10 protein-coding genes are annotated in these 12,319 nt (G+C 61.4%); 4 read left to right on the top strand and 6 right to left on the bottom strand.

Annotation, left to right across the window (positions count from 1 at the left end):
- Positions 1-317, top strand: a 317-nt coding sequence (locus BM116_RS17895; RefSeq protein WP_139222374.1) for a transposase, incomplete at its 5' end; no start/stop codon positions are given.
- Between the two features lie 30 nt (positions 318-347).
- Here the strand turns inward: BM116_RS17895 and BM116_RS17890 are convergent.
- The 3 genes from BM116_RS17890 to BM116_RS17880 all read right to left on the bottom strand — a co-directional run bounded on the left by BM116_RS17890 (position 348) and on the right by BM116_RS17880 (position 2,673).
- Positions 348-878, bottom strand: a complete 531-nt coding sequence (locus BM116_RS17890; protein ID WP_083728681.1) for an REP-associated tyrosine transposase — start codon at positions 876-878, stop codon at positions 348-350.
- Between the two features lie 130 nt (positions 879-1,008).
- Complete coding sequence (locus BM116_RS17885) at positions 1,009-1,815, bottom strand: substrate-binding periplasmic protein (protein WP_083728680.1); 807 nt, start codon at positions 1,813-1,815, stop codon at positions 1,009-1,011.
- Positions 1,816-1,971: 156 nt separating this feature from the next.
- Positions 1,972-2,673 carry an FMN-dependent NADH-azoreductase gene (locus tag BM116_RS17880; protein WP_083728679.1) on the bottom strand — a complete coding sequence of 234 codons (702 nt, stop codon included), beginning with the start codon at positions 2,671-2,673 and terminating at the stop codon, positions 1,972-1,974.
- 115 nt (positions 2,674-2,788) lie between these two features.
- Between BM116_RS17880 and BM116_RS17875 the strand changes: the two genes are divergently transcribed.
- Positions 2,789-3,688 (top strand): LysR substrate-binding domain-containing protein, encoded by a 900-nt coding sequence (locus BM116_RS17875; RefSeq protein ID WP_083728678.1) that lies wholly within the window; start codon positions 2,789-2,791, stop codon positions 3,686-3,688.
- Between the two features lie 112 nt (positions 3,689-3,800).
- Here BM116_RS17875 and trpB read toward each other — a convergent pair whose 3' ends face one another.
- A complete protein-coding gene (trpB, locus tag BM116_RS17870; protein WP_083728677.1) occupies positions 3,801-5,009 on the bottom strand; it encodes a tryptophan synthase subunit beta in 1,209 nt (402 codons plus the stop codon).
- A gap of 359 nt (positions 5,010-5,368) precedes the next feature.
- On the opposite strand from trpB, the gene BM116_RS17865 reads away from it, so the two are divergent.
- The gene (locus BM116_RS17865) at positions 5,369-6,772 is read left to right on the top strand and encodes an alpha/beta hydrolase (RefSeq protein WP_211276311.1); all 1,404 of its coding nucleotides are present in this window, start codon (positions 5,369-5,371) and stop codon (positions 6,770-6,772) included.
- A gap of 147 nt (positions 6,773-6,919) precedes the next feature.
- Entirely contained in the window at positions 6,920-7,663 is a 744-nt protein-coding gene (locus BM116_RS17860) for a class I SAM-dependent DNA methyltransferase (protein WP_083728675.1), read from the top strand.
- Positions 7,664-7,777: 114 nt separating this feature from the next.
- Here BM116_RS17860 and BM116_RS17855 read toward each other — a convergent pair whose 3' ends face one another.
- Together BM116_RS17855 and BM116_RS17850 are read right to left on the bottom strand one after the other, a co-directional pair.
- Positions 7,778-9,034 carry a ribonucleotide-diphosphate reductase subunit beta gene (locus tag BM116_RS17855; protein ID WP_083728674.1) on the bottom strand — a complete coding sequence of 419 codons (1,257 nt, stop codon included), beginning with the start codon at positions 9,032-9,034 and terminating at the stop codon, positions 7,778-7,780.
- Between the two features lie 247 nt (positions 9,035-9,281).
- On the bottom strand, positions 9,282-12,173 hold the full coding sequence (locus tag BM116_RS17850; RefSeq protein WP_083728673.1) for a ribonucleoside-diphosphate reductase subunit alpha: 2,892 nt from the start codon (positions 12,171-12,173) through the stop codon (positions 9,282-9,284).
- Between the last annotated feature and the right edge of the window lie 146 nt (positions 12,174-12,319).

The following is a 12,319-nucleotide window of genomic DNA, read 5'->3' as shown; positions in this document are numbered from 1 at the left end:
TAGAACGCTTTACCCATTCGCGCGCGGTCACTGCGTTCGCGGGCCTGGACCCACGCCTGCAAGAGTCAGGCGCCTACTACGGTCGTACTCGCATCTCACGAACAGGGTCAGCTCGATTGCGCAGTGCGCTCTACCTACCTGCTGTTGTAGCGATGACCTACAACCCAGCGATCAAGGCGCAAGTCGAGCGTCTGAGGGCCAGGGGCAAAAAGGGTAAGCAGACCGTGTGCGCGGCCATGCGTAAGTTGCTGAGTATCGCCTATGGCGTACTCAAATCAGGTAAGCCCTTCGACCCAGCATTGGCCATTGCGCACTAAGTTGGAAGACGGTATCTACGGTTGGGTGTTTCACTCGCCGAATTTGGTGCCTTGCTCGCTTGGTGCATCGCCCCAATCCGGCGGATACATGCCGGCGGCGACGGCGCGGTGAAAGCTGGAATAGGGCCAATCCGCGAGGCGGGTTACATGCCCGTGTTTTATCGGGTTGTAATGGATGTAATCGATGTGCCGCGCATAATCGCGCTCATCACGAATCAGGTGCTCCCAATAACGTCGCTGCCAAATGCCGCGCTCCCGTCGGCGCTGGCGGCTACTGGTTCTGGGTTCATTCTTTGGCAGGCGACTGGAAAACCCGTGTTTGATCAACTGCCAGCGCAGGGCAAAATCTGCGTCATCAGGCGGTAGCGTCCAAACGCAGTGCATGTGGTCCGGTAGCACTACCCAGGCGTCAATGTGAAAAGGGTGGCGATCGCGCGCTGCGCGCACGCAGCGCCGCAGCAGGTTGATCTCACGCACCAGCAGGTCGCTCTTGCGGTCGTGCAGGGTGACGGTGAAGAAGTAGCTGGCACCCGGGGCGCGTGCGCGGCGGTAGCGGGGCATGGACTGAAGGCTCTCTGAAGGCGATGCGGCACCATGGGCCACCGGCGTTCAGCGGCCAATCAGTTCAGAGCGGGGATGTGATGCGTTCGGGGTTTGTCGGGGCGGATTCTGTGGCCTGCTGGCGCTGGCTTCAGGGCGTGAGATAGCGCTCGACGATCTGCTGGTAGGTGCCGTCGTTGACCAGGTCCTGCAGGGTGGCGGCGTAGCTGGCAACAAAGGCAACGTCGTTGGACGCCTTGCTGAGCGCGACCTCGGCTGCCTCGTCTGATACCACAATGTGGGTGGCCTTGATGACGTCGGCCAGGCCCAGTTGCTGAATCTCCCAGGCACCGGTGTGCTCGTCGGCAATGGCGCCGTCGATACGCCCTTTGGCAACCATGTACCACAGGCTCTTGCGCCGGTTGACCATGGCTACACGCTCGGCGTAGTCGGCATCGCGCATCAGCAACTGGTAGTCGGGGCCGTATTGCACGTCAATCTGCGCGCCCAGGCGAAACGGCGTGCTTGCGAGGTCGGTGAGGCGATTGGCCGGCCAGCGGGCGATGGCGTCCGAGTGGGCAAACAGCAGGTTGCGCGCCGGGGGGAGGATCTGGCCGGAAAAGTGCGCGTAGACCTCGCGCTCAGGACGGCGAAATGCGCCGTGCAGAATATCCAGCCTGCCAGTCTCCAGTTCCCTCAGGGCGCGGGCCCAGGGCAGTTTGCGCAGAACCGTCTTGCAGCCCAGGCGTTCAAGTACGGTGGTGTGCGTGTCGATGGAGATGCCCCGCACGCTGCCGTCTGCCAGCAGCATGCTGTACGGCGGGTCATCGTTCCAGCGCAGGCTTTTCTGGCAAGGCTCCGCCGCATTGGCGGGTGAGAGCGCGAGCAACGCGAATGTAAGCAGCCAGCAGCCCCGGCGGGCGCCTCGCGTGCTTATCTGGACTGGAATCCACTGCATTCGCTGCTCAGCTCTTTCATTTTGATTGATGGAGTTTAGCAGGATGTATGCCGGGTCCGGAAAGGGCCAAAACGGACACTTTTTACAAGAGGTAATCCGCCCTGGTTTTGCCGCAGGCAGCGGCTGGCGATGCAGCCAATCACAGCCTGGCGGCGCTTAGGCTGTTTCCGCCAATCGCGCTGTTTGTGGAGTCTGCTGCAGCTGCTGCACCAGTGCATCGACAGCCGCATTGGCCTGGGCGACCGAGTTGGCAAGTACCTCGCCGCCGTGTTCCTGCCCCTCGATGGCGATCTGGTGAATCTGCGTAATGCCCAGAAACCCAAGTGCGGTGATCAGCGCAGGCTCCAGGTGGTTGAGCGCTTCCAGCTCGCCACCCGGGCCAAAGCCCACGCCACCGCGCGCGGTGAGAATGACCGCGTGGCGCGGCCGGTCAGCCAGTAGTGGGGTGTACGGGTCTTCCGGCTTGCTGGTGTCGATATCCACTGTTTTGCCCGGGCGTACGATCTGATCGATCCAGGCTTTCAGTGTGGCGGGCATGCCGAAGTTGTAGAGCGGCACGCCGATGACCAGAATGTCGGCCGCAATCAATTCGTCAGCCAGTTGGTTACTTTCTGCCAGCGTCTCATGCATCCAGGGCTCGCGTTGCGCCTCAGGGGTGAAGCTGGCGGCGATCCAGTCATGGCTGATGCAGGCGGGCGGGTGCTGGCCGATGTCGCGGTAGGTGGTAGTGTCCTGCGGGCGCTGCGCCAGCCACTGGCTGACAAAACGCTGGCTCAGATTGCGGCTGTGGGAGCCATGCAGGTCTTTGCCGGCAAAGCCGGGGCGGGCGCTGGCGTCCAGTTGCAGAATGTGAGGCATGTGGTGTCTCCTGAAGTTGAATTCATCTTAAATTGGCAACACACTCAGCCTAAGTTCTCGCCGTGTGGGCGACAAACGATGAATATTTTGATGTTCAGCTGAAAGGAATTCATCTATGGGCCAGCGAAAGCTACCGCCGTTGTCGGCCTTGCGCGCCTTTGAGGCGGCAGCCCGGCACGAGAGCGCCAAGCGGGCAGCCGAAGAGCTATCGGTTACTGCCACGGCGATCAGTCACCAGATTCGTTCGCTGGAGGAGTCGCTTGGCGTCGCGCTGTTTGTGCGCAAGCCGCGCAAGCTGGAGCTGACTGCATCGGGCAGGGAGCTCAAAGAGGTGCTGGAGGGGGCGTTCGACAGCATCAGCGCTGCGGTTGAGCGCCTGCGCAGTGCGCCGCAACGCCATGCGGTCACCCTGACCACGACGCCGGTGATTGCCTCACGCTGGCTGCTGTCCTGGGTGTGCATGCTGCGCGAAACCCACCCGACCATCGATCTGCGTATTCACGCTTCGCACGACACCGTCGCGCTGGATGGTGTGACCGCCGATATCGCCATCCGCTACGGCGATGGTCGCTGGCCCGGTATGGTGGCGGAGAAGCTGCTCGACAATACCTTTATCCCAGCCTGCAGCCCCTTGTTGGGGCTGAGCGACATCAATGACTTGCCCAACCACCCGCTGATCCATTTTCACAGCCCGTCAGCAGGCACTGGGCCGGTGGATTGGGCCGGCTGGCAAAAGCTGGCCAAGGTGCCGGGGTTGGATATCAGCGCCGGGCTGGTGTTTTCCGATGAGACGCACGCGGTATCGGCTGCGGTGGGTGCGCAGGGCGTGGCCTTGATGAGCCGGGAGTTGATTGAGGATGAGCTGGCCGCAGGCCGGCTGGTGCAACCCTTTGGACCGGAGATCAAGGTCAAGGCGTTTTATCTGGTCTACCCGGAAAGCCGCAAGAGTGAGCCGGTCATTCAAGCGGTGAGAGATTGGGTGATGGCTGTGCCGGGCGGGGTGTGTACCCTGTGAAAGCTGACCGCGTTTGACCGCGAGTCAGCCGGCGGACACGCTGCGCTTAAGCCGTCCTACGGTTGGGCTGTAGGTACGGTGGACTGTGCCACCGTACCCGTCTCTGGAGCCTTTACAGCCCCAACTTCTGGGCGACGTAGTCAGCATCCTTGTCGCCACGACCGGACAGGTTGACCAGAATATGGCTGTCCTTCGGTAGCTTGGCTGCTTCGCGCATGGCCCAGGCTACCGCGTGTGCGCTTTCCAGCGCGGGGATAATGCCTTCGGTGCGCGACAGGGTCATAAAGGCGTCCAGACATTCCTGGTCGGTAGCGGATTGGTAATCGACGCGGCCGATGTCCTTCAGGAAGCTGTGCTGCGGGCCAACACCGGGGTAGTCAAGGCCGGAGGCGATGGAGTGCACGGCAGACGGGTTGCCTTGTTCGTCTTCCAGCACGTAACAGGCCATGCCGTGCAGCTCGCCGGGCTTGCCGACCGACATGGTGGCGGCGTGGCGGCCGACCTTGTCCAGGCCTTCGCCTGCCGGCTCCACGCCGACCAGATGCACGCTCTCGTCGCCGAGAAACGCGGTGAACATGCCCATGGCGTTAGAGCCGCCGCCCACGCAAGCAGCAACGTGATCAGGCAGGCGGTTGTACTTGGCGAGGAACTGCTCGCGTGCCTCGTTGCCGATGATCGATTGGAAGTCGCGCACCATTTTCGGGAAGGGGTGTGGGCCAACCACGGAGCCAATGGCGTAGATGTAGTCCGTCGGGTTTTTCAGGTATTCCTCAAAGGCGCTGTCGACCGCTTCTTTCAGGGTCGCCGCGCCGCGCGTCACCGGCACCAGCTTGCAGCCGAGAATGCGCATCTTGGTGACGTTCGGGTGTTCCTTCTCGATATCCACCTGACCCATGTGAATCTCGCAGGGAATACCTACCAGCGCACAGGCGGTAGCCAGTGCCACACCGTGCTGGCCGGCGCCGGTCTCGGCGATCACCTTTTTCTTGCCCATGAACTTGGCCAGCAGCGCCTCGCCCAGGCAGTGATTGATCTTGTGCGCGCCGGTGTGGTTGAGGTCTTCACGCTTGAGGTGAATCTGCGCGCCGCCGAGCTTTTCTGACAAACGCTTGGCGTGAAAGATCGGGCTGGGGCGACCCACATAGTCGGCAAACAGGATGGCCAGCTCCTGCTGAAAGTCTTCGCGCTGGCGGATCTCTTCATACGCTTTGTCGATATCGTCCATTGCCTGCTTCAGCTCCGGCGGTACCAGTTGGCCGCCGTAGGGGCCGAAGTAACCGTTGGCGTCAGGCATCGGAGTGGAGAGCAGGTCTTGGGTCATGGCTTGGGTGTCCTTGCGCGTCATGTGGGTATTAAGGCAGGACGCTAGTGTAACCAGTGCGAGCACTCAGCGCATCCGCGACTATTGTCGCCCGAACGCGCTGGAGTGGGCGTTTGCGAGGTGCGCGCGGATGCGGTGCGGCTATGCCGGCTCGCCTCTGTATATGCTGCGCTGCAGGTCTGTTCATCATTCGCAGTGATAAGCATATCTGGTCACTGAATCTCCACTATGATCGACGAGCGCAGGATTTGCGCAGCAATAACAATTACAAAAAACACTGGAGGTTTACCTTGCCAACTGCATCTTGGTCTCGGGCTGCCGTGCCCGTAGCGCTGTCTGCATTAATGCTGAGTGGTTGTTTGAGTGGTGGGGGAGGTGGCAGCGATTCTCCGCCGGCTGCCGAAACCCGCGCCCAGGATAGTCGCGAATTCCGTGCTGAATTGCCGGCTACCTTGCCGGCCGCGCTGGCCGGCACGTCCATCTACTTCGGTATCTATGAGGGTCTGCAGGGCGATGCCATCTATTCGGTTGAAGTGCCGGATGGTTGGGATGGTGATGGATTGGTCATGTGGACCCATGGCTATGCGGGTGAAACACTCGGCCTGAGCCTCGCCATGCCCCCGGCAGCCTGGCGCTTGGCAGTACTGAACGCGGGGTACGCTTGGGCTGCGTCCTCCTATTCTGCCAACTGGTACGACGCCCGTGCCGGTATCGAAGATACCAACAAGCTGGCTCTCAACTTTGTTGACTATATCGAGCAGGACTATGGCGAGCGGTACACCGCTCCCGGTCAGTACCTGATCTCTGGGGTTTCGATGGGCGGCCACATCGCTGCCGCCGCAGTTGATCGCGAGAACCTTGAGCAAACCATGTTCCCCGTGCCTTATGCAGGGGCTGCGCCTTTTTGCCATGCAGAGCAGAACGAGTTTCAGTGGTTGGGCGATTACACCCGGGTAATGATGGAAATCTCCGGCTATGGAGATGAGGACTACTCACGCTTCCTTGAGCTGGCGGGTGAGTTTACCGACTTTGGGTCTGCCTCTCTTATTACCTCTCCTGGCCCGATGGTTGATGCGCTGTTCAATCAGCTGCCTAATGGCTGGCCGAACTGGGCGTCACCGAAGGGTGTTGCAGGTGAGCGACTGGTAGCCATCGCCGAAAACCTGACTGGCGGCAAACGGCCGATCTTCAACATTGGGTATGCCACGCCCCTGCAGGACATTGTGCTGGGCACCGGCGGCAGCGATGGTCGCATCAATGGCATCCTGCTCAAGAGCATGTACGGCAATGAGGATGTGGTGTATCGCTGGACCACCGGCCCCACGCCCACCGCAGAAGAGATCGAGTTTAACGAGTCGCTTGATCGCGTCAGCGCCGATCCGGACGCCAACCCCCTGCGCGATGACGGGGTGCGCTGGATTCCGCTGGTCAACGGGGACTTTGACGTACCTGTTCTGACCATGCACACCCTTGGCGACTTTTACGTACCCTTCCGTCATCAGCAGCTGTACCGTGAGCGCGCAGAGGCCAATGGCAATGAAGACCTGCTGGTGCAGCGGGCCATTCGTGCGCCGAGCCATTGCGACTTCTCGGACGGTGAATACACCGCCGCGATCAACGACTGGCTGACCTGGGTAAACGGCGGCGCCAAACCGGCCGGTGACGAGGTGCTTGACCCGGTTGTGGTGGCAAACGACAACTACGGCTGTACCTTCACCGTGGGTGAGCGCGCCGGCCTGCCGGCCTGTGCAACTCCCCCGTGACAGGAACGTCCTGGTAGCCCGACTACCATGACATCGGCCCACGATTGCGTCGCTCTGGCGCAATCGTGGGCTCTTCCTGCAGATTTCAGGTGACTTTCTGTCACCGCGATATATGATGCGCCACCGCCATTTCAGCGCCAGGCCATCATGTCCCACAACGCCATTTACACCGACCTGTCTGGTTACTATGACCTGATGTGCGCCGACATCGATTATCCGGCCCAGAGTCAGTGTGTGCAGCGTATCCATCAGCTGTTCGGCAACGGCGGTAAACGCCACCTCGACCTCGCCTGCGGCACCGGCCCCCACGTGCGTCATTTTCTGGATGCGGGCTTTCAAAGCAGCGGCCTGGATATCAACCAGCCAATGCTGGACCTGGCGCAGCAGCGCTGCCCTGAGGCAAGCTTCTCTCAGCAGGACATGTGCGCCTTCAGCGCCACGCAGTCGCTCGATCTGATCACCTGCTTTCTCTACTCAATCCATTACAGCGGCAGTATCGAACGGCTACGCGCCTGCATCGCCAGCGTCCATGCGGCGCTTGCTGACGGCGGGGTGTTTTGCTTTAACGCAGTAGACAAGAGCCAGATCGACAACAGCTCCTTTGTGTCCCATTCCGTGCGTCAGCAGGACGCCACCTTCTGGTTCAGCACGGGCTGGTTTTACGCAGGGGAGGGTGAACAACAGCGCCTGCGCCTGCGCATCGAGCGCACCGACGCGCAAGGCACCCAACTCTGGAAAGACGAGCACCCGATGGTTGCCGTTACCTTCGGTCAACTGCTTGAATTGCTTGAGCCGTATTTTGAGGTGCAGCTGCTGGAGCTCGATTACCAGCGGCTGGTGCCGTGGAATGGGACATCCGGGAATGCGTTGGTGGTGGCGGTGAAGCGTTAAATCATCATTAGACTGATCGTTCCCACGCTCCCCGCCCTGCCGCAGGCATGGTCAGCGAGCACAAAAAAGCCCGGCAGAACGGCTTCTGCCGGGCTTCTTTGTTGGGGGGAAGGGTCAATCCCAGGTCAGCGCACCGCCAGTCTGATACTCGATCACGCGGGTCTCGAAGAAGTTTTTCTCTTTCTTCAGGTCCATGATCTCGCTCATCCAGGGGAAGGGGTTGGTGGCGCCCGGGTATTCCTCTTTCAGGCCGATCTGGGTCAGGCGGCGGTTGGCGATGAACTTGAGGTAGTCCTCCATCATCGCGGCGTTCATGCCCAGCACGCCGCGGGGCATGGTGTCGCGGGCGTATTCGATTTCCAGCTGGGTGCCCTGCAGGATCATCTGAGTCGCTTCATCCTTCATGGCGGCATCCCACAGGTGCGGGTTTTCGATCTTGATCTGGTTGATCACGTCGATGCCGAAGTTCAGGTGCATGGACTCGTCACGCAGGATGTACTGGAACTGCTCGGCGGTGCCGGTCATCTTGTTGCGGCGGCCCATAGACAGGATCTGGGTGAAGCCGCAGTAGAAGAAGATACCTTCCAGAACGCAGTAGTAGGCAATCAGGTTGCGCAGGAACTGGCGATCGGTTTCAGGCGTGCCGGTGTTGAACTGCGGGTCGGAGATCGAGCGGGTGTACTTGAGGCCCCAGGAGGCTTTCTTCGCGACGCTCGGGATCTCGTGGTACATGTTGAAGATCTCGCCTTCATCCATGCCCAGCGACTCGATGCAGTACTGGTAGGCGTGGGTGTGGATCGCTTCCTCGAAGGCCTGGCGCAGGATGTACTGGCGGCACTCGGGGTTGGTGATCAGGCGGTACACGGCCAGTACCAGGTTGTTGGCAACCAGGCTGTCGGCGGTGGAGAAGAAGCCCAGGTTACGCTTGACGATGCGGCGCTCGTCTTCGGTCAGGCCGTCGGCGCTCTTCCAGAGGGCGATGTCGGCGGTCATGTTGACCTCTTGCGGCATCCAGTGGTTGGCACAGCCGTCGAGATACTTCTGCCAGGCCCAGTCGTACTTGAAGGGCACCAGCTGGTTGAGGTCGGCGCGGGCGTTGATCATCTGCTTGTCGCCGACCTGTACGCGGGCTGCGGAGCCTTCCAGATCGTCCAGACCTTCCTGAATGTCCAGCTCGTCCAGCGCGGCTTTGGCGCGGGCGATGGCGTCGGAGTCATCGGCGCTGATCTGGCGCGCGTCTTCTACCGAACTCTCGGCCTGGTTTTCCATGGCCGGGCTGTCGGCAACCGGTGCGGCGGGCTTGGCCTGCGCGGGTTTGCCGGCAGGGGCTGCGGTGGTGTCTTCGCTATCGAATTCGTCCCAGCTGAGCATGGGGAGTCTCCCTTTGGTCGACAGCTTGAAGCTGGAGGCTTGAAGCTGGAGGTTGTTCTGTATGGCGGCGGCGAGTGGTGTGAGCTACCTGCTCGGCGCGGCTATTGGGCTTTTTGGGTTCCCGCCTTCGCGGGAGTGACGCTGTTTTTCTGCGGCCTGAGCGCTGTCGCTGAGGGTGATCTGGAAGCAGCTGCGAGCGATGCCGCAGACTGCTTCCAGCTTCTAGCCTCCAGCTTTCAGCCAGCTCTTATTGGCAGGCCTCGCAGTCCGGATCGTCAATCGAGCACGCCTGCGGCACCGGTGCCGGGCCGACGGGGCCGGCGGGGGCGGCGGCCGGGGCGCTGTCGGCGCCGCTGGATACGGCGTTCAGCTTGCCGGTGTTGACGGTGGACTTCTCGGTGCTGGTGGCGGCCAGGGCACGGAGGTAGTAGGTGGTTTTCAGACCACGGAACCAGGCCATGCGGTAGGTCACGTCCAGCTTCTTGCCGCTGGCGCCGGCGATGTAAAGGTTCAGCGACTGCGCCTGATCGATCCACTTCTGGCGGCGGCTGGCGGCTTCAACGATCCACTTGGTATCCACTTCAAAGGCGGTGGCGTACAGCGCCTTGAGGTCTTCCGGGATACGGTCGATCTGTTGTACGGAGCCATCGTAGTACTTCAGGTCGTTGACCATGACCGAGTCCCACAGGCCGCGGGCTTTCAGGTCGCGGACCAGGAAGGGGTTGATCACGGTGAATTCGCCCGACAGGTTCGATTTGACGTACAGGTTCTGGTACGTCGGCTCGATGGACTGCGATACGCCGGTGATGTTGGCGATGGTCGCGGTCGGTGCGATGGCCATGATGTTGGAGTTGCGGATACCGCCCTTGACGCGCTGACGTACCGGCTCCCAGTCCAGCGTGGTGCTGCGGTCGACTTCCATGTACTTGGCGCCACGTTGCTCGGCCAGGATGTCCAGCGAGTCGTAGGGCAGGATGCCTTGCGACCACAGCGAGCCGTCGAAAGTGGAGTAGCTGCCGCGCTCGTCGGCCAGGTCACAGGAGGCCTGGATGGCGTAGTAGCTGATCGCTTCCATCGACTGGTCAGCAAAGGCCACGGCTTCATCGGAACCGTAGGGGATGTGCTGCAGGTACAGGGCGTCCTGGAAGCCCATCAGGCCGAGACCGACCGGACGGTGCTTGAAGTTGGAGTTTTGCGCCTGCGGCACGCTGTAGTAGTTGATGTCGATAACGTTATCGAGCATGCGTACAGCGGTGCGCACGGTGCGCTCCAGCTTGGCGGTGTCCAGCTTGCCGTCGACGATGTGCTGCGGCAGGTTGACCGAACCCAGGTTACACACGGCGATTTCGTCAGCCGAGGTGTTCAGGGTGATCTCGGTGCACAGGTTGGAGCTGTGAACCACACCGGCGTGCTGCTGCGGGCTGCGCAGGTTGCAGGCGTCTTTGAAAGTCAGCCACGGGTGGCCGGTTTCGAACAGCATGCTGAGCATCTTGCGCCACAGGTCGCGAGCCTTGAGGGTTTTGTGCAGCTTCAGCTTGCCGTACTCGATCAGCGCTTCGTAGTACTCGTAACGCTCTTCGAACGCCTTGCCGGTCAGGTCGTGCAGGTCCGGTACGTCGGAGGGCGAGAACAGGGTCCAGTTGCCGTCATCGAAGACGCGCTTCATGAACAGGTCCGGAATCCAGTTGGCGGTGTTCATGTCGTGGGTACGACGGCGGTCGTCACCGGTGTTCTTGCGCAGTTCGAGGAATTCCTCGATGTCCAGGTGCCAGGTTTCCAGGTAGCCGCAGACCGCGCCCTTGCGCTTGCCGCCCTGGTTGACCGCAACCGCGGTGTCGTTGACCACTTTCAGGAAGGGGACAACACCCTGGCTCTTGCCGTTGGTGCCCTTGATGTAGGCGCCCATGGCGCGAACAGGCGTCCAGTCGTTACCCAGGCCGCCGGCAAACTTGGACAGCATGGCGTTGTCGTGGATGGCCTTGTAGATGCCGGACAGGTCGTCAGGCACGGTGGTCAGGTAGCAGGACGACAGCTGCGGACGCAGGGTGCCGGCGTTGAACAGGGTCGGGGTGGACGCCATGTAGTCAAAGCTGGACAGCAGGTTGTAGAACTCGATGGCGCGGGCATTGCGGTCGGCTTCTTCGATGGCCAGGCCCATGGCCACGCGCATGAAGAAGAACTGCGGCAGCTCGATGCGGGTGCCGTCGCGGTGCAGGAAGTAACGGTCGTACAGGGTCTGCAGGCCCAGGTAGCCAAACTGCTGGTCACGGTTGTGATCCAGTGCGGCGCCCAGTTGCTCCAGGTCGAACTCGCCCAGTTTGGGGTCGAGCAGCTCGTACTCGATACCGGTTTTGATGTAGACCGGCAGGGCGGTGGCGTACAGAGTGGCCATGTCGCTGTGGGTTGCGCTGGCGGCAACCTGCAGGTGGCTCAGGGCTTCGGCGCGCAAGTTGTCCAGCAGCAGGCGAGCGGTCACCTGGCTGTAGTTAGGCTCGCGCTCAACCAGGGTACGGGCGGTCATCACCATGGCGGTGTTAACGTCCAGCTGGGTCACACCGTCGTACAGGTTCTTCAGGGTTTCCTGTTCGATGTGGTTGGCATCCACCTCGGCCAGGCCGTCGCAGGCTTCGCTAATAACGGTGCGCAGGCGGCCCATGTCCAGCGGCTGACGGCTGCCGTCGGGCAGGGTCACGCGGATGCTCGGGTGGGCGTCGGCCGGGGCAGTGGCCTGACGCTCCTGGCGCTGACGGGCGTGCTCTTCGCGGTACAGCACGTAGCTGCGGGCGATCTTCTGCTCACCGGAACGCATCAGGGCCAGCTCGACCTGGTCCTGGATTTCTTCGATGTGCAGGGTGCCGCCGGAGGGCAGGCGACGCTTGAAAATGGCGCTGATGGTATCGGTCAGCTCATCAACGGTCTGACGGATACGCGAGGACGACGCAGCCTGGCTGCCTTCCACGGCCAGGAAGGCCTTGGTCATGGCGATGCGGATTTTGTCGTCGGTGTAGGGCACCAGGGTGCCGTTGCGCTTGATAACGCGCAACTGACCGGGAGCGCTGAGCTGCAGGTCGGAGTCCTGTTGTTCCTCGCCATGCAGATTGCTGGAGGAGGTAGAGGGGGGCGTCGGGTTGACCTGCATGACAAACTCCTTTCTGGTCGTGGACACGAGATGCTGTACGTTTTTACGCCTGGTGAGGGGCGTTAATGCTCTTTTGCAGTGCCGAACTGATCAATTTTTGTGCGTGACGGTGTCGATAATTTGATCAATATGTGGTGATCGGCCTT

The organism is Halopseudomonas pachastrellae (assembly GCF_900114765.1).
Classification (GTDB): domain Bacteria; phylum Pseudomonadota; class Gammaproteobacteria; order Pseudomonadales; family Pseudomonadaceae; genus Halopseudomonas; species Halopseudomonas pachastrellae.
This window is presented reverse-complemented; position numbering and strand designations above follow the sequence as displayed.